This is a genomic window from Halorubrum trueperi (genome assembly GCF_042662525.1).
Lineage (GTDB): Archaea > Halobacteriota > Halobacteria > Halobacteriales > Haloferacaceae > Halorubrum > Halorubrum trueperi.
Genome location: NZ_JBHSXI010000012.1, coordinates 228,630 through 246,858, shown reverse-complemented (window position 1 = coordinate 246,858; position 18,229 = coordinate 228,630). Strand labels below are relative to the sequence as shown.

The 18,229-nt window shown below is 66.6% G+C and carries 13 protein-coding genes, 1 tRNA gene and 1 pseudogene; 8 read left to right on the top strand and 7 right to left on the bottom strand.

What is annotated here, in order from left to right; genetic code table 11:
• Positions 1-497: 497 nt before the first annotated feature.
• The 4 genes from ACFQEY_RS11690 to ACFQEY_RS11675 form a co-directional block, all read right to left on the bottom strand.
• Positions 498-1,403: a hypothetical protein gene (locus tag ACFQEY_RS11690; protein WP_379768699.1), complete on the bottom strand. Its 906-nt coding sequence runs from the start codon at positions 1,401-1,403 to the stop codon at positions 498-500.
• 119 nt (positions 1,404-1,522) lie between these two features.
• Positions 1,523-3,094, bottom strand: a complete 1,572-nt coding sequence (locus ACFQEY_RS11685; protein ID WP_379768697.1) for a hypothetical protein — start codon at positions 3,092-3,094, stop codon at positions 1,523-1,525.
• A 154-nt stretch (positions 3,095-3,248) separates the two neighbouring features.
• Positions 3,249-4,082, bottom strand: coding sequence for an MBL fold metallo-hydrolase (locus ACFQEY_RS11680; RefSeq protein WP_379768695.1), 834 nt, complete (start codon positions 4,080-4,082; stop codon positions 3,249-3,251).
• 631 nt (positions 4,083-4,713) lie between these two features.
• Positions 4,714-4,787: transfer RNA gene (locus tag ACFQEY_RS11675), tRNA-Lys, on the bottom strand.
• A 166-nt stretch (positions 4,788-4,953) separates the two neighbouring features.
• Between ACFQEY_RS11675 and ACFQEY_RS11670 the strand changes: the two genes are divergently transcribed.
• The 4 genes from ACFQEY_RS11670 to ACFQEY_RS11655 all read left to right on the top strand — a co-directional run bounded on the left by ACFQEY_RS11670 (position 4,954) and on the right by ACFQEY_RS11655 (position 10,952).
• Positions 4,954-6,030, top strand: coding sequence for a TAXI family TRAP transporter solute-binding subunit (locus ACFQEY_RS11670; RefSeq protein ID WP_379768693.1), 1,077 nt, complete (start codon positions 4,954-4,956; stop codon positions 6,028-6,030).
• Between the two features lies 1 nt (position 6,031).
• Positions 6,032-6,538, top strand: a complete 507-nt coding sequence (locus ACFQEY_RS11665) for a DUF1850 domain-containing protein (protein ID WP_379768691.1) — start codon at positions 6,032-6,034, stop codon at positions 6,536-6,538.
• 142 nt (positions 6,539-6,680) lie between these two features.
• Positions 6,681-9,383: a TRAP transporter permease gene (locus ACFQEY_RS11660; RefSeq protein WP_379768689.1), complete on the top strand. Its 2,703-nt coding sequence runs from the start codon at positions 6,681-6,683 to the stop codon at positions 9,381-9,383.
• 102 nt (positions 9,384-9,485) lie between these two features.
• A complete protein-coding gene (locus ACFQEY_RS11655) occupies positions 9,486-10,952 on the top strand; it encodes a DHH family phosphoesterase (protein WP_379768687.1) in 1,467 nt (488 codons plus the stop codon).
• A 37-nt stretch (positions 10,953-10,989) separates the two neighbouring features.
• On the opposite strand, the gene ACFQEY_RS11650 is transcribed toward ACFQEY_RS11655, so the two are convergent.
• Both ACFQEY_RS11650 and ACFQEY_RS11645 read right to left on the bottom strand, forming a co-directional pair.
• Complete coding sequence (locus tag ACFQEY_RS11650; protein WP_379768685.1) at positions 10,990-11,964, bottom strand: sugar phosphate nucleotidyltransferase; 975 nt, start codon at positions 11,962-11,964, stop codon at positions 10,990-10,992.
• A gap of 173 nt (positions 11,965-12,137) precedes the next feature.
• Positions 12,138-12,431: pseudogene (locus ACFQEY_RS11645) on the bottom strand (DUF5779 family protein); the annotation flags it as partial.
• Positions 12,432-12,580: 149 nt separating this feature from the next.
• Between ACFQEY_RS11645 and ACFQEY_RS11640 the strand changes: the two are divergent.
• The 4 genes from ACFQEY_RS11640 (at position 12,581) to ACFQEY_RS11625 (ending at position 17,069) form a co-directional block, all read left to right on the top strand.
• On the top strand, positions 12,581-13,315 hold the full coding sequence (locus tag ACFQEY_RS11640) for a thioredoxin domain-containing protein (protein WP_379768683.1): 735 nt from the start codon (positions 12,581-12,583) through the stop codon (positions 13,313-13,315).
• A 107-nt stretch (positions 13,316-13,422) separates the two neighbouring features.
• On the top strand, positions 13,423-14,682 hold the full coding sequence (locus ACFQEY_RS11635) for an MFS transporter (protein ID WP_379768681.1): 1,260 nt from the start codon (positions 13,423-13,425) through the stop codon (positions 14,680-14,682).
• Positions 14,683-14,819: 137 nt separating this feature from the next.
• Entirely contained in the window at positions 14,820-15,593 is a 774-nt protein-coding gene (locus tag ACFQEY_RS11630) for an NAD(P)-binding domain-containing protein (RefSeq protein ID WP_379768679.1), read from the top strand.
• 27 nt (positions 15,594-15,620) lie between these two features.
• On the top strand, positions 15,621-17,069 hold the full coding sequence (locus ACFQEY_RS11625) for a small ribosomal subunit Rsm22 family protein (RefSeq protein ID WP_379768677.1): 1,449 nt from the start codon (positions 15,621-15,623) through the stop codon (positions 17,067-17,069).
• A 132-nt stretch (positions 17,070-17,201) separates the two neighbouring features.
• Here ACFQEY_RS11625 and ACFQEY_RS11620 read toward each other — a convergent pair whose 3' ends face one another.
• On the bottom strand, positions 17,202-18,143 hold the full coding sequence (locus ACFQEY_RS11620) for a DUF4349 domain-containing protein (protein WP_379768675.1): 942 nt from the start codon (positions 18,141-18,143) through the stop codon (positions 17,202-17,204).
• Positions 18,144-18,229: the final 86 nt, after the last annotated feature.

Here is an 18,229-nt window from a genome sequence, read left to right as displayed (position 1 = left end):
AGCGAGACTTCACGAGCCGCCGACTTCAATGTATCCCACATTTCTGGATAAGTGACCTTATCCCGAGATATATGGCCGTAGTTTGCTGGCAATGATGAATATATCTAGTATTCTAGTACCGTTTCAGATACCGCTCGGGATATAATACTAGATCATATTCTTCCGGTGAGTAGTGCGGCACGAGTCCGCTCGGATCGGTCGGCGGCCGTGACGAGTGATTGCCGGTGGGTTCAGTCAGGAAACGACCGCAGTTGCGAGGTACTCTTCGATCCAACGACTGTACGGGGGCTTGGCTCGACCCGCCGATACCTCTCGCCTGTTCGGACTTGCCGGCGGAAGTCGACAGCCATCAGCGATCGGTGGTGGCCGACGGCGTCCGGGCGGCACCCATCCCGAGTCAGTTTCTGCACTCACAATCCGGATCAGTCTCGACCGCGACCGCGAACGGGTCGAGTATCCAACGAGTATATGGCATTCCGCTATAGAAACTCGGTTGTTTAGATTCGGATCTCCGAGGTCGGCTCGGTTACTTCCAGCGTCCCGAGCGCGCGCTCCACGGCGGTGGCACGCTCGGCGGCGTTCCGCATCAACACCGTCTCGCTGGGAAACAGGTGTTCGCCGACGACGAGTCCGTGTTCGCGCGCGGTCGATCCCGTCACGGTGAGGTACACACCGAGTCCGGCCCGCGCGATGGCGGCTTCCTCCTCCTCGTGCGCGTCCGGATAGACGAACTCGACGCCGTCGAGCGCGTCTGTTCCCAACACGGCCGTGACGAGTCGTTCGTATCGCGGTGAGATACAGAGCGGCCCCTCGTAGGTGTTACAGAAGTCGCGATCGAGGTCGTCGCCCGGCTCGATATGCTCGGGACGGCCCATCAACGTGTGGTACACGGTATCTCCAAGCCCGTTCACGACGCGGACGTCCGTGTCGACGGGGTCGATCCTGTCGTTTACGTCGGCGATAGTCCCGAGTCCGTCGGAACGGATCCCGACGACTTCTTCCAAAACGAGGTCCGCGGAGTCGAATCCGAGCGCGAACTCGTGGGTTCGGAGGGCCCGAAAGGGCTCCTCACGGCCGACGAGCTTCAGCCGGACGTCGCCGAGGTCGACGGTGGCGGCGTCGAAGACGATCCGTCGGGGTTTCCCGTCGCGGTTGTCGCGCATCAGCGTGAATTCGGGATTGTTCGGCTCGCCGGGGTGAGAGTACTCGGATAATCGTTCGTAGGGCCCGTTTTCGGCCTCGACGGACCCTTTTGTGACGGCCTTCTCGTAGCGAAGCGTGTTGCTGACGCGGTCCGCGAGTCGGTCGAGCCGGTCGTCGTCACCGACGGTCGCGATCCGTTCGAGGACCGCTTCGAGTGGGCGGCCCTTTCGGGGGACCGCGACCGGCACCGGTTCGCTCATTATCAGAGGTGCGTCGCCGCGGCTAAAACGGGTTGCGCTTTCCGTTGGGTCGAATTGACGACGGTTCCCTCGAAAAGTACCGTAAGTTCGGTACCGTGATCACACACTGAGCGCTCGATTTACGGTCCGAAAGCCTCGTTGAGTCGTTTTCTGAACGCTTCAAGCTCCTCCAAGTGATCGTGGATTCCGTCGAGTTCCGCCTGGATGTCGTCGACGTCTTCGCCGAGTCGATCCTCGATGTCGGTCAGGCGAGTGTCGACCTCCGCGAGGTCGTCCCACAGATCGTCGAACTCCTCGTCGAAGCGGCCGAGCCGCGACTCGACGTCCTCGACGCGGGCTTCGGTCGCTTCGAGCCCGGCCGCGGCGTCGTCGACCTCCTCGTACAGCGTTTCGACGTCATCGCCGAGATCATCGATCGCTGCGGTGACGTCGGCCGTCTCTTCGTCGATGCGAGAGACGTCGTCGGCCATCTCGCCCACCGACGCTTCGACCTCCGAGACCGCGTCGTCGACCGACGAGACGTCCGTTTCCACCCCCTCGACGCGATGTGAGACGTCATCGACCCGATCCGTGACATCGTCGACACCCGAAGCGATCGACTCGACCGACCCGTCGACCCGGGAGACGTCCTCGCGCAGGTCCTCGCGCGCTTCCTCCCCGGCATCGAGACGGTCGTCGAGTGTAGCCATCTCGGACTCGACCGCGTCGACTTTCTCGTCGAGGTCGTCGAGGATCTCTCGTGCCGTGCCTTCACTGTCGATGAACTCTGCAAGCGCGTCGGCGTACGCCTCGATGTCGGCGACGCTCGACTGTAGCCGGGCGATCCGAACGTCGACGCTCTTGGGGACGCCGACGTCGAGTTCGGCCCGAAGCGTCGCGAGATCCGACTCGTCCGCTTCGCCGGACCGGATCTCCGCGGCGAGCTCGGCCGCGAGGCCGGACCGCGGAGTCGCTACCGGCGCGCTGGTAGGCTGATCAGCGGAGCCGTCATCGGGTTCGGATTCCACGTCGGGTTCGGGCTCCGCACCGAGTTCAGCTTCGTCCGCTCCATCGTCCGCCCGAGGCGTGACGGCAGCCGTTCCGGACTCGGGGACGGTCCGGGGCGAAGGTGTTTCCGACGGTTCTTGATCGGTGTCGTCGTCGTGGTCGAAATCGTCGCGGCCGCTGGCGTCGTCGGCCGTCTCAACTGCGTCGGTCGCGTCCGGTGTCGATTCGCCACCCTCGGCGTCGAGCGGCTCCTCCATGCCGGGGAGTGTGGCGCGATCCCCCGCCAGCACCTCTCTGACGGCGTCAGTGTCGCCCGTACCGAGGACGTCTTCGATCTCCTCGCCGACCGGGACGTGCTCGATGACGGGCGTTCCGAGGAACCCGTCGAGGTCGGGGTCGTCGTCGCGGATCCCGAACACCGTCTCGACCGCGTCGCCCGGGTCGAGTACGCGCTCGAACTCCACGCGGTGATCCTTATACGCGGTCCAGTTTTCGCTCTCGTAATCCGGGTGGAATCCGATTCGATCCATCGGAAACGCCTCCGGAATACGGTCGACGATGCGCACTCGTACGGGGTCCTCGCGGGTCGAGGAGAGCTCGTACATCACCGCGGGCACGGGGAACGCGTCGTCGGTGAAAGACTTCTCGACGCGGATGCCGTCCTCGTCGACGGTCGTCGCCGCTTCTGCCGTCCGTTCGCTCATACCGACTCCTCCCGGAGCAGGGGCTTAAAATCCACGGGCCGGGTTTCGGCGTTGATAACCACCGCAGCCGCGGCACGACAATCTGTGACGGTTCCGTGACGAACCCGCGTCGATTTGTGACGATCCGCCGCTCAGTTGTGCGGGTTTCGTGCGTTCACAGGTCGATTCGATCGCCGATCTCGACCATCTCGAGCCTGTTCGGGTGCGAGAAGCTTCGAACGTGTTCGTGAAGCGCCGTGGGGTCCGCGGTCAGCCCCTTCCACATGTCCCAGTGGGTCGGGACGAGGCGGTCGAGTTCGAGATCGGTCGCGGCCTCGACGATTTCGTTCTCGTCGCTGTACCACTTCGTCCGGATCGGCTCGCCGGTCTCCTTGTCGGGAACCGTACCGACAGAACCGAACGCGAGGATTCCGAGGTCGACGTCGAACGCTTCGGCCAGTTCCGGGAACGAGTCCGACGGTTTGCTGTCGCCGGCGTGGAACACGGTTCCCGAGGGGTGCTCGATCACGTACCCGACCGGGTGTGTCGCGTCCGCGTCCTGCGTTTCGACGACGTGAACGGTGAACTCGCCGATCCGCAGTTCGTCGCCCTCCGTCACTTCTAGGAAGGCGTCCGCCTCGACGTCCCACTCATCGGTCCAGCATTCCTCCTCACGGGCGACCGTGAGCGAGTCGTCGGGCGCGATGAAGTCGGCGTCGGTGGCCGCGAGGATCGGGGCCTGTGACGGGCCATGGACGTGGTCGGTGTGTTCGTGCGTCGCGAGCACAGCGTCGGCCACGTCGACGTCGGCGGGATCGAATGGGATCGGGATCATTCGGACGGTTCGCGGCGGATCGCCGGTGCCGACGTACGGGTCGATCCAGAGGACCGTCCCCTCGCTCCCCTTGATCGCGAAGCCGTTACAGCCGAGGTACCATAGCGCCACCGTTTCGGGGTCGGCGTCCGCGACCGCGCGCGGCAGCCAGTCGCCCCAGTCGGAGCCTGTCATGTCCGACGCGTCGGGGGCGCGCGAGGTAATCGTTCCGGACTCGCGACAAATTCCGTCGTGTTTCTACCAACAGATAACTGCCCGAACGCGGACGGATACACCGTATATCGCTATATAGAAACTTAGGCGGCGGAATTGACTCTCGAAATCGCGGCGATAGCGTACGAGAGTGGTAGCAGGCCGCCGCCAACGACGTAGTTTCTAAAGAGGAGAACGCGGCAGCGACGACTGGTTATGAAGGAACGTGCGGTGCGGTGGCGTCGCGGGCGGCGGAGCCGCCGGCTGCCAGAGACGCTTCCGCCTCGCCGTCGCCGGACTGCGTCCGGCTGTCACCGGGCGAAGCCCGGTTGCCCGAGGGACTGTGTCCCTCGCTGCCAGAGAATTGTCGATTCTCGCTGGACGCGGCGAACGGAGTGAGCCGCGAGGCCTAGCTTTGGCGGTGTTCACCGCGCCCCCAACGATATATAAATAGTCGCAAGCGACATCCATCCCTCACGTATGAAAAATCTCACGTAATATCGATTCGCGAACTCCAGAAATCGCTCGACGTTACTCGCGATCCCGACCCCTGAGACGGCGCGAAAACGCCGAAACCTGTCAGTATATGGTGAAAAACGGTATATATAGGGAGCGGGCCGGGCGCGATTTGAACACGCGACCGACGGATTAAGAGTCCGTCGCTCTCCCTAACTGAGCTACCGGCCCTCACCCAATCGTTCCGCTGTCGCCCTAAAAGGCCTTTTCATTCGGCGGCGGAGTGGATGTGCAATGTTGACAACCCGGTACGTATTCCCGGTATAAATCCCACGATCGAAATCGTATCGCCGTATGGGGAAATGGTTATCAACTCCCGGGGTGTATTACGTGTCGTATGTCAGACAACCCAATCGAAGATCGGATCGATCGTCGGACCCTCCTTCGCGGGGCGGCCGCGGCCGGCGTCGTCGGAATCGCAGGCTGTTCGGACAACGGCGGCGACGGTGACGACGGCAGCGACGGTGACGACGGCAGCGACGGTTCCGACGGTAGCGATGGAAGTGACGGAAGCGACGGTAGCGACGGAAGTGACGGAAGTGACGGTGGAAGCGGCGAAGTCATCCGTTGGCACGCCGGCGGCACGGGCGGGACCTACTTCCCGCTGTCCGGCGAGTTCGAGAGCGTCATCGAGGACCAGACCGACTATCCGGTCGAGGTCTCCTCCACCGGCGCGTCCGTCGAGAACGTCGGGAGTCTCGGCAACGGCGACGCCGACTTCGCGATGATTCAGAACGACATCGGCTACTTCGCGCGCAACGGCGAGGGCCTCGAAGCGTTCGAGGGTGCTCCGATCGAGAACCTCCGGGGCGTCGCGACGCTGTACCCCGAGACGATCCACGTGCTCCTCAACCCCGAGGCTGACGTGAGCGCGCTCTCGGACCTCGAAGGGATGCGAGTCAACACGGGCGACCTCGGCAGCGGAACGCAGGTGAACGCGCTCCAGATCCTCGAATCCGCGGGCGGGCTCACCACCGACGACTTCGAAGAGCAGAACACCGACTTCACGCAGGCGGCCAACCAGCTCCGTGACGGCGACGTCGACGCGGCGTTCGTCGTCGGCGGCTGGCCCGTCGGCGCAGTCGAGGAACTCGCGACCACGACGGAGATCCAGATCCTCAACATGTCCGACGAGGAGCGGCAGGCGGCCCGTGACGACGCCTCCTGGTTTGCGGACGACACGATTCCCGCCGGTACCTACGAGGGCATCGACGAGGACGTCACCACCGTCTCGGTACAGGCGATGATCGCGACCCGCGAGGAGTTCTCCGCCGACACCGTCGAGGAGGTCACCGCGGCCATCTTCGACAACCTGGACCAGCTGAGCATCAAGACCGACTTCATCACGGTCGACTCGGCACAGGACGGCATGTCCATCGAACTGCACGAGGGCGCGGCCCGCTACTTCGAGTAACGTGACGCTTCGGTCGCGGACGCGATCGGCTCGCGTCGGGGTTCTCCTCGTGGCGGCTGTCGCGATCGCGACGGGGCTGGCGTTCGCGGTCGGCGCGGCGGACACCGTTGCCGGCGATCAGACGCTCGTCGTGACTGACGAGAACGGCACGGAACTACTGACTGCGCCGGTCGACGGCGAGACGGAGATCGTTATCGAGTACACCCACAGCGTCGAGAAGACGCTCGTCCGCGACGTGTATGTTCCGTCCGGCGGGGCGCTCGTCATGACACGGATGGAGTTCAGTTCGTTCGGTGCCGGGCTCCCCTCGCGTGCGGACGTGACGGTCGTCGACGGTCGATATGTATATCACCCTCCGTCGGGAGAGTATCCGACACTGCATCTCAAGACGGGAGCGGTCGCCGACCACGACCTGCTGATCGGCGACGATCGGTACGACATCGCTGCGATGAGCGACAACGGCGCGGTCGAGCTGACCGTGGAACGTCGGCTTGCACCCAGGTTGTGAGGGCTCTCGGGACGGCACGGTAGTCGTGAGGTTTCCCGGGACGGTGCGGCCCCTCTCGGCGGTACTCGCGGGACCCCGGCTCGGACGGCGAAGCCAATGCGAATCGACGACGCGGTGCGACACTCCGGAGGATGACACAACTGTGACGACGAACACATCAGACGCGGTCGAACCGGATTCAGAAGGGAGTGAAGCTGCCGATCAGGTATTCGAGGAGATCGACAATCGACGGTCGCTGACGGGACCCGCCGTGGTCGCCGTCGCGCTCGTCGGGATCGCCTTCTCGGCGTTCCAGCTGTGGCTCGGCGCGCGAGGATTCGTCTTCGAGTTCGGAGTTCCCGGGTACGGCACCGTTCGACTCGGAGCGCTCGCGTCGTTACAGATCCGCGCGATCCACGTCAACTTCGCGCTCGTGATGGCGTTTCTCCTGTTCCCCGGCTCGGCGGGGACCGGTGCCGTCACCCGTCGTATCGACGCGTTCGTGACGGCGTTACAAGCGCGTTTTGACGCGTCACCGGTGACTCGGGCCGCGGAGACCCTTCGGGCGGCGACGTGGTGGCTCTTCGTCGACGAGGACGCTACGCGAATCACCCCGTCGGACCTCGTGTTGATCCTCCTCTCGACGTTCCCGACGATCTACTACGTCACGCAGTACGACGAGATCACGGACATCATCCGCGTTCGTGGCCTCGCCGGCGCGAGTACCCTCGGCGACGTTGTTTCGTGGCTCGCCCCGCTGGAGGTCGGCTTCCTCGCCGAGTACTCCCTCGCGTACCTGATGGGCGTGCTCGCGATCCTGCTGGTGCTGGAGGCCACCCGCCGGGCGCTCGGCCTGCTTCTCACCCTGTTGGTGAGCCTGTTTCTGTTGTACGCGAAGTACGGCTATCTCCTGCCGCGGGACGTCCCGGTCGCGAGGACCTTCGCCACCTCCCAGCTGCGTTGGGGGCAGATCGTCCAGAACCTCTGGTACACGGTCGAGGGGATCCTCGGCGTCCCCGTCGGGGTGTCGGTCCGATTCATCTACATCTTCATCCTCTTCGGCGCGTTCTTGGAAATGTCCGGAGCCGGCAAGTGGTTCATCGATCTCGCGTACTCGATCACGGGTACGCGGAAGGGCGGACCGGCGAAGGCGAGCGTCGTCGCCTCCGGATTCATGGGAATGCTGTCCGGCTCGTCCGTCGCGAACACCGTGACGACGGGCGCGCTGACGATTCCCCTCATGAAGCGGTCGGGATACTCCCCCGAGTTCTCCGGGGCCGTCGAGTCCTCCGTCTCCTCCGGCGGCCAGATCCTCCCGCCGGTGATGGGCGCGGCCGCGTTCCTCATCGTCGAGTACACGGGGACGCCGTTCCGCGACGTCGTCATCGCGGCGACGCTGCCGGCGATCGCCTTCTTCTTCGGTATGTGGGTGATGGTCCACTTCGAGGCCGCGAAGGAGGGGATCGGCGGGTTGGATAGGTCCGAACTGCTGGACATGGGGCCGCACATGCGGCGCGGGTGGTTCTATCTCGTTCCGCTCGGACTCCTCCTGTACTACCTCGTGATCGCCCGTCTCTCGGTTGGTCGCGCGGGGTGGCTCACGATCGCCGCGACGGTCGCGCTCATCGCGATGGTAGCGGCGTACAACGAGCGGACCGGACCCTACCTCGTAGGCGGAATCGCCGCCGGATACGCGTTGTTCGCCGTCTCGCTGTACGCCGCCGGGGCCACGCCGGTCGGATTGCTGTACGGCGCTGAGACAGTCAACCTCGGCGTCGTCGCCGCGTTGCGCGAGGCGGCGGCGTCGCTGCCGACAGTCGTCACGGCGATCAGCGTCGCCTTCCTCGTCGCAGACCCGCGCGGGGAGGCCCCGCTCCTCGATCTCGACGACGGCGTCGACGAGTCCGTCGCGTGGTTCGACGACCGGGTCGGACTGGGGATCGCCGACTCCCGGGCGGGCCGGTTCGGAGCGTTCATCCTGAAAGCCATGGACTCGGGCGCGAAGACCGCGACGATCGTCGTCGTCGCCGTGGCCGCCGCCGGGATCATCCCCGGCGTGATCGGGATCACCGGGCTGGGCGGGAGTCTCCGCGCGCTCATCATCAGCGTGAGCGGCGGGTCGCTCGTCCTCCTGTTGATCCTCGCCGGACTCGCGGCCGTGATCGTCGGAATGGGGATGCCGACGACGGTGATGTACATCATCATCGTCGTCCTGCTCGGCCCGGTCCTCCCCGATTTCGGGATCGCGATCTTGGCGGTCCACCTGTTCGTCCTGTACCTCGGGCTGATGGCAGACGTGACGCCGCCGGTGATGGTCGCCGCGTACGCCGCGGCCGGAATAGCGAAGTCCGATCCGTTCGAGACCGGGAAGCAGGCGTTCCTGCTCTCGTTGAATAAGATCCTCGTCCCGTTCGCGTTCGTCTTCTCGCCCGGGATCCTGCTGCTTCGGACGCGCGACGGACAGGGGTCGATCCTGACGCCGGCCGACGTCACCGACCTCGGGTTCTTCCTCCCCGAAGTCGCAGCACCGGTCGTCGCGACGTTCGCTGGGGTGTACGCGCTCGGCGTCGCGATCATCGGCTACTACAGAACCGACGTCGCCTCCGGTTCGCGGGTCTCGCTCGTCGCCGCCGCGGTGCTGCTGTCGGTTCCGGGCATGGTGCTGCTGCCGGCGAGCGCCGCCTTCGGACTCGCTGGCGTCGACGTCGCACTGTACTCCGTCTCGAACGATCTCATCGCGCGCGCGCTCGGCGCGGCGATGCTGGTGATCGCGCTGGTCCGAAACCGTCGGCGCGCGCGCGCCGAAGGTACATCCGACGTCGCTGGAGTCCACGGGGAAGACGCAGGCGATCCCGCGGCGCAGTAGCTCGGAAGGTGCGCCCGTGCACCGTTTGACGGTTCTCACCCCGATATCCGGCCGTACACGAAGAGCGCACTCGTTAAGTGTCGTCCCGCGGAAACACCGCCAATGAGTAGTGGGGCATCCGGATCGGCGCGGACGCGGTACGCGATCCTTGGCTGTGGGAGCGTCGGGCACGCCGTCGCGGAGGAGCTGACGGGCCGCGGCAAGGACGTGCTCATCCTCGATCGCGACGAGAGCCGCGTCGAAGCGCTTCGCGATCAGGATCTCAACGCCCGCGTGCAGGACATCGCCGACCCGGACGTTGTGGACGCGCTCGCCGATCGGGACATCGTGTTGATCCTCGCGAGCGACGTCGAGGCCAACAAGGCGGCCGTCTCGGCGATTCGGGACACCGGTGGCGATCACTACGTCGTCGTCCGGGCCTCCGATCCCGTCAGCGAAGACGAACTCCGCGAACGCGGGGCTGACGTGGTTATCAACCCCTCGACGGTGATCGCGGACAGCGCGCTCCAGTCGCTCGAAACCGGCGAACTGGAGTACATGGCGCGTCAGCTCGCGGAGATCATCGAGCAGGGGGGCGGTCGAATGGCGATCTTGACCCACGACAACCCGGAGCCAGACTCGATCGCATCGGCAACCGCCCTCCAGGCGATAGCGAACGAGTTCGGCGTCGAAGCCGACATCCTCTACACCGGCGATGTCGGCCACCAAGAGAACCGGGCGTTCGTGAACCTGCTCGGGATCGAGCTGATGGCTCGGTCGGAGGCGGCCGACCTCTCCGAGTACGAGACGGTCGCGGCGGTCGACCTGGCGAAGTCGGCCGAGGACGGCTTCAACTTCGACGTCGAGATCGACGTCTACCTCGATCACCTTGAGGCGGACGTCCCATTCGACGCCCGGTTCGTCGACGTGCGGACCAACGTCTCCTCAACGTCGACGATCCTCACGAAGTACCTCCAGGAGTTCGATCAATCGCCGACGGAGGCCGTCGCGACCGCCCTCTTGTACGGCATCCGCGCCGAGACGCTCGATTTCAAGCGCGACACGACCCCGGCGGATCTGACCGCGGCCGCGTACCTCCACCCGTTCGCGAATCACGACACGCTCGAACAGGTGGAATCGCCGTCGATGTCGCCGGAGACGCTCGACGTGCTCGCGGAGGCCATCCAGAACCGCGAGGTCCAGGGGAGTCACCTGTTCTCGACGGCCGGGTTCATCCGCGACCGCGAGGCGCTCGCGCAGGCGGCGCAACACCTGCTCAACCTGGAAGGCATCACGACGACCGCGGTGTTGGGGATCGCGGACGACACGATCTACCTCGCGGCTCGATCGAAGGACATCCGGCTCAACATCGGAAACGTCCTTCAGGAGGCGTTCTCGGAGATGGGCGACGCCGCCGGTCACTCGACGCAGGGATCGCTAGAGATCCCGCTCGGCATCTTCACCGGGATCGAGGCGAGCGGCGACAACCGCGACACCCTCCTCCACCTCACCGAGGAGGCGGTCCGCCGGAAGCTGTTCGACGCGCTCGGCGTCGAGGGCGGCGGGAGCGACGGCGGGAACGGATCGTGATCGCAGCCACTTTTGGAAACCGTTATCGAAGCGACCGCTAGAACCCGTCGTCATCGGTGATCGAGGTGTACGAGCCGATCAGCGCGCCGGAGAGATCGACGTCTTCGAGCGTGACGCCCTCGTCGATCACGGAGTTACGAACCGCCGAATCGGCGATCGTCGCGTTCGGGAACACGACCGTCCGGTCGAGCGTCGAGTCGGTGACGGTCGCACCGGACATGACGTGGACGACGTCTCCGAGATCGGACCCTTCGACGCTCGCGTCGTCCGCGACGAGCGTGCCGCCGTCGAGCGCGTACGCGACCGCGTCGAGATAGCTCTCGGCGGTCCCGATGTCGAACCACGCGCCCTCGAAGGTGAACGCGTAAACGGCACCCCGCTCCTGGAGCCACTGGAGGAACCACCCGGGCTCGTCGGGATTGTTCCCGTCCGAGAGGTAGGTGGCGAGGTCAGGGAGCGTCTCGGCGGGGAACGCGTAGCACGCGATGGAGACGAGCGTCGTCTTCGGGTCGTCGGGCTTCTCCTGAAAGTCGATCACTTCGTCGCCGTCGAGGTCGACGAGCCCGTACGACTTCGCGCGCTCCTTCGACCCGACGTCGTAGGCGGCGAGCGTCGGCGCGCCCTTCTCCTCGAAGAAGTCGGCGAAGTCGCTCAGATCGAAGCTGATCAGGTTGTCGCCGGCGACGACGATGAGGTCGTCGTCGACTCCCTCGCGTTCCACGAGCTGGGCGAGCGCCCCCACGACGCCGAACTTCTCGTCCTCCGCGACGGTTTCCTCCACGGAGAGCGTCGGTTTCTCGAACTCGCTGTCGGCGAGGTACTCGGCGAAGTCGTCTGCGAAGAGCTCGTTCGTCGAGACGAACACTTTGTCGACGCGCTCGTCGGCCTCCAAGTCGGCGAATATCTCGTCGATGACGGTGTTCTCGCCGACCGGGAGAAACATCTTCGGTCGGTGTTGGGTGATGGGCCAGAGTCTGGTCGCGTAGCCACCCGCGAGCACGACGGCTTTCATGTGGCCTCAGTCTCACCCCGGCGGCATACTTCTTGCGCTATTGTCAACGCGCAGAAACGCCGCGTTGGTAGACGAACGGGGACCACCGCTTCAACCACAGCGACCCGGAGTCACCGAACCGTCCACAGCGACCCGGAGTCACCGAACCGTCCACAGCGACTCCCAGCCACCTAGTCGCTCAGTCTCTCCGTGTCGATGCTCGCTCCCGGTGGGGTGACGACGAGGAAGCCGCGGAAGTGCATCAGCTCCCCGCCCATGTCCTTGACGTCTCGTGCGAATCCGGCGGCGAGCTCGTTGAGATCGCCGTCGATCGACAACACGAGGGTGTTGCCGTAGTCGACGCTGCGGACCCACTCGTCGGGGTCCGTGGTGCCGTCTAAGACGCCGAGGACGACGTCGCCGGCGGCCGCGAACGCCTCGTCCATCTGCTCTTCGGCGTCGCGCAGGTCGAGATCCCAGTCGCTCATACAACAGGGTTGCGAGGAGACGGCAAAAACGTTCGCACGAGCGAACGACTCGGCCGTCGCAGCTGTCGCGGCCGTCGTGGCCGTCGCAGCTATCGCGGTCGTCGCGGCCGTCGCGGTGCGGTTAAGTGCGTTCCAGACGGAAACCGTCCATGGAGCACACGCGACGGTCCCTCCTCGCTGGCGCGGCGGTAGCCGGCGTCGTCGGCGCGACGGGATGTCTCGGCGGAAACGACGGAGGGAGCGGAGAAACCGGCGGCAACGACGGAGGCGGTGGAGGCGGCGGAAGCGGGGAGAACGGCGACAACGCGGTCGCGGTCGACCTCGACACCGGATCGTACAACTGCGATCTCGCGGAGCCGTCAGATCCGGACCTCGACTACCGGCCGGCACTCGGCGACCCGGACGCGGACGTCGTCGTCCGGGCGTTCGAGGACTTCACGTGCCCCCACTGTGCGACCTACAAGCTCGACCACTTTCCGACGATCCGCGAGGAGTACGTCGACACCGGTCAGGTGCGGTACGAGCACTTCGACTTCCCGATTCCGGTCGACGAGACGTGGGCGGTTCCCGTCGCCAGCGCGGCCAGAGGAGTCGGTGCGCGTGAGGGCGACGAGGCCTACTTCGCGTTCTCTTCGGCGATCTACGAGGCGCAGGGCGACTACAGTGGCGAGGCGATCGGCGACGCCGCGGAGGCGGCCGGCGCGGATCCCTGCGCCGCCATGGCGGACGCTCAGTTCGCGGCGTACGAGGAGGCATCCATGGAAGACAGGTCTGAAGGCGAATCGATGGGACTCACCGGAACGCCGACGATCTTCGTGAACGGAGAGGCGGTCGAGGGTGCCGACGCCGACGCCATCTCCGCGGCGATCGAGTCCGCGCTGTGAGGCGTCGATCCTGACGGAGCCGGTGATCCGGTCTGAGCCGCCGTTCCGGACGGAGCCACCGTTCCGGAGCGTCGGCCTTTTGAGCGCGCGGCCCGTTTTATAAGGCAATGAGCGACGACGACCGGGGGACGCGACGGCGACTCGGTGCCGTCGTGCTCGCGGTGTTGATCTCGCAGGTGTTGTTGTATCCGGGGGTGCCGGACCTCGTGGTCGCGCTCGGGGCACCGGCCGGCATCGACGCCGGAATGTGGTTCCTCGTCGCGGAGTTCGGTGCCTTCGTCTCCTTCGCGGTCGTCTGGGGTGCCGCGAGCGACGCGCTCGGGCGACGCGTCCCGCTCGTCGTCGCCGGCGCGTTCGGCGGGGCCGCCTCCTACGTCGCGCTCGCGGCGATCCCCGACCTCGGCTTCGGTTTCCGCGTCGCCCTCGCGGTCCGGGTGGTCGGCGGTGCCCTGACCATCGGCGCGTTCTCGCTCGCGATCACGATGCTGATGGACCTCCGCGGCGGCAACGGACGAAACATGGGGGCCGCGGGGGTCGCGATCGGACTCGGGGCCGCCGTCGGCTCCGTGGTCGGCGGCGCGCTCGCCGACGCGAACACGTTCTACCCCGTGTACGCCGCCGCGGGGGTACTGGCGGGTGCGGGGATACTCGCCGCGACCGTCGACGAACGGGATCAATTGAGCCGCGATGACAATGCAGCCAGCGGCGGCGCGGACGGCGTCGGCGACGCGGATGACGTCGGCTTCAGCGAGGTGCTCGGGCGGGCGCGCTCGACGCGCGGGATCCTCGTTCCGCTCGCGTTCGGATTCGTCGACCGGCTCACCGCAGGCTTCTTCGCGCTCGTCGGCGTGTACTACTTCCAGGATCCCGAGACGTTCGGGCTGTCGGCCGCGGGGGCGGGGGCGACGCTCGCGCTGTTTTTCGTTCCGTTCGCCCTGCTGCAGGCCCCGTTCGGGGCGCTATCGGACCGCATCGGGCGGTTCGTTCCCATCGTCGCCGGGTCGCTCGCGTACGGCGTCGTCACGATCGGCGTCGGCGTCGCCCCGATATACCCGCTGGCCGCCGGCCTGATGGTGCTCGTCGGCGTCTGCGGGGCGCTGATGGCCCCGGCGACGATGGCGCTAGTCACGGATCTCGTCGAGCCGGAGGCCCGGGGCGCGGCGATGGGGCTGTTCAACGTGTTCGGATCGCTCGGTTTCCTCACGGGGTTTCTCGTGGGGGGCGGGGCCACCGACGCGTTCGGCTACGCGCCCGCGTTCCTCGCGGTCGGAGGGCTAGAGCTCGGGGTCGCGATCGCGCTGCTTCCGGCCGTGCGAGCGATCGCGCCCGACGGCGGGATGATCGCGCGGTTCGGGACGGACGGGTGATATGCACGCCGGGGGTCCGACCCGAACGCCGACAGTCCGACCCGAACGTCGAAAGTCCAACCCGAACGCCCGGTCCGAACGCCGGACGCCGGAGTCGAGCCCTTTTAAGGCCCGCACGCCTTCGGTACGGACGACAGATGGACTTCCTCGTCGTGGGGGCTGGCGAGATCGGTCGGTGGATCGCCGACACCGTGTCGGCAGAGGGATCGCCGGTCGACGCGTCCGTTTCGTTCGCCGACCGCGACCCCGACGTGGCTGCCGACGCGGCGGCCACGCGCAACGCGGACGCGGTCTCGGTCGACGGCGACACGACCCACGACGCGGTGTGTCTCGCGGTGCCGATGTCGGCGGTCCCCGCGGCCGTCGAGGCGTACGCGCCCCGCGCCGAGGCGGCGATTCTCGACGTCTCCGGCGAGATGACCGACGCGGTCGCGGCGATGCGCGAACACGCCCCGGACCTCGAACGCGCGAGCTACCACCCGCTTTTCGCGCCGCCGCGGGTCCCGGGAAACGTCGCCGCGGTCGTCGACGCTTCCGGACCGGCCATCGACGGAATATCGACGGCTATCGAGGCCGGCGGAAACGAGGTGTTCGAGACGACGCCCGCCGAACACGACGAGGCTATGGAGACCGTACAGGCCGGCGCGCACGCGGCCGTTCTCGCGTGGCGGCTCGCGGGCGAGGAGGTGCGCGAGGAGTTTCACACGCCGGTCTCGGCCGCGCTCGACGACGTCGCGGACACGGTCACCGAGGGGGCCCCCGAGGTGTACGGCGAGATCCAGCGCGCCTTCGACGGCGCGGACGACGTGGCCGCCGCGGCGCGAGCGATCGCCGACGCCGACCCGGAGGCGTTCGTCGCCCTCTACGAGGCCGCTCGGGGCGACCGCGAGAGCCGAGAGCGACACGAGTGAGATGATCCGCCACGCGACAGTGATTCCATGATTGACAGAGACGCCGTCCGGAACAACGCCAACTACCTGCGCAACGTCAGGCCGATCGACCCCGAGGAGATCGCCGAGTACATCGAGGGGACGCCCCACCCCGCCGTCGTCCGCGAGACGCTCCGGGAGGAGGCGTTCGATCTCCGGCTGCGCGAGCGAGAGAACGGTACCTTCGAGCCCGTCGCGGAGGGGCCGATCCCCGACCCGGAGTGGAGGCCGGGAGCGTTCCCGGACGGGTACTCGTTCGCCCTCGAAGACCTGCTGGTGGGCGAGTTCGGTGCAAACTGGCACCGCGGGAAGTCCGGCAACGAGCTGCGCGAGGCGGTCCGTCGGCTGAAGACCGATTACCTCCACGAGAACGACGTGGAGTACGGTACGGTGGCCGCGCTGGGATACGCGATCTATCACCTTCCGGCCTACTACGCGACGATCGGGTACGTCCTCGACGACCTCGTCGAGAACGGGCTGCTCGATCGAACCCTCCGCGTCCTCGACGTGGGCGCGGGCGTCGGCGGCCCCGCGCTCGGACTCCACGACTACCTTCCCGACGACGCCGTGGTCGAGTACCACGCCGTCGAACCGAGCGCGGCCGCCGAGGTGCTCGATCGGATGCTGGACGAGACCGATCGCAACTTCCGGACGACGATCCACCGCGAGACGGCGGAGGCGTTCCTCGGGACGGGGGTTGATCGGTCCCCGTCGTCCGCCGTCCCGGACGATCCCTTCGACCTCGTCGTGTTCGGCAACGTCCTCTCCGAACTCGACGATCCGGTCGCGGTGGTCGAGGCCGCCCTCGACCGCCTCGCCGCCGACGGAAGCGTCGTCGCGTTCGCCCCGGCCGACCGCAACACCGCCATGGGGATCCGAGAGATCGAGCGCGCGGTCGCGACGCCGTCGAGCGGCGTCGAGACGTACTCGCCCACGCTCCGGCTCTGGCCGAACGCAACCCCCTCGGACGACGGGTGGTCGTTCGACGTCGCCGACGACCTCGACGTGCCGCCGTTCCAGCGCCGACTCGACGAGGCCGCCGCGCGCGACGCCGACGACGACCCCGGTGAGTTCGTCAACGTCGACGTCCAGTTCGCGTACGCGCTCCTGCGTACCGACGGGAAGCGACGAGTGGACGTGCGCGCGAGCGCCGGCCGCTGCGCACGGATGGCGGACTCCGAGGAGCACGTCACCGATCGCGTGAACCTCCTGGCGGTGAAGCTCAGCCACGACCTCAGCGGCGGCGAAAACGCCCTGTACCGCGTCGGAGACGGGTCACAGGCGATCGACCACTACCTCGTCTGCACGCGCGAGACCGCGCTCAACGACGACCTCCGGACGGCCGACTACGGCTCGGTCGTGTTCGTCGAGAACGGTCTCGTCCTGTGGAACGACGACGAGGGCGCGTACAACGTCGTCGTCGACGACGAGACGGTCGTGGACCTCGTCGCACGCTGAGGCGACGTGGACCGTGGGTTCAGGGTCTTGGGGGTCGTGAACTCCGGAGTCGCGGTCTGCGAGGTCAGCGACGGATGGGAGCTACCATGCTCACCGACGCAGCCGGCAGTCGGTCGCCGGCGCGGCGGCCCGTCACTCCTCCGCGTTCGCCATCTCCGATCGGTTGGTTCGGTACCGGATCGCAAGCCCGACGCCGATCAGCAGCAGGAGCGCCGTGAGGAGGTACGGTGCGGCGTACGCGCTCCCGACGACTGCAGCCCGCAGGACGGTTCTAACGCCGCTGACGGATTCCATGAACGCGGTCACGACACCGGTGTCGTGCCATGCTGCGGTCACCGAGTCGGCCTCTGGCGGCTCCTCGCGGAGTTCGACCCGGATGGTCGACAGCGCGACGCGTTCTTCCAGGGCGGCCTGTTCGGCCTCCATCCGTTCGATCTCCTCCTGTACGTCTGCAAGCTCGCGTTGAACCGCCAGCACGTCCTCCGTCGTGTTAGCGTCCTCGTAAAGCTCCCGCAGCCGATCGCGCTCTGCCCGTCGGTTCTCCAGTCGTGCCTCGAGGTCCGCGAGCCGGTCGGTGACGTCACGGCTCTCCGTCGTCGAGCGCTCGACGTTCCCGAGGGACTCCAGGTCGGTCGTGGCCGAGTCGAACTCCTCGCTCGGCACGCGGAGCGTGAGCTCGCCGACCGTGTACCGCTCGTCACCCCGTTCGAGCGTCTCTCGAGTAGAATCACTCACAAACCCGTCGTGACTCCCGGCTATGGAACGGGCCTCGGCGTCAGCGTCCTCGAACGAGTCGACAGTCACCCGAAGATCGCCCGTCCGAATGAGTTGGCGGTCCGCCTCCGCCGCGTCGGTTTGTCCGTCGCCTCCGCCGGCCGCGGCGTACAGTTCTCCGCTCGCGTCGTCTCCGGCGTCTTCTGTGGTCGATCCTGATCCGTCGCCCCCGTCCACTTCGACGGTACCGGATTCGCGCGCATTCGAGTCGCCGGCGTCCCCGCCGCCAGCGCCTGCACAGCCGGCGAGCGCCACGAACATCGCGAGTGTCACGATGCACAGCAGCCGTCTCGTCTTCATGCCCGGAGGATCGACGCTTACCACGGTAAAAGCTTCCAAGGGACAAACAGCGACTTGTCCCTCGTCGAAGACGGTGCCCGGCGTCG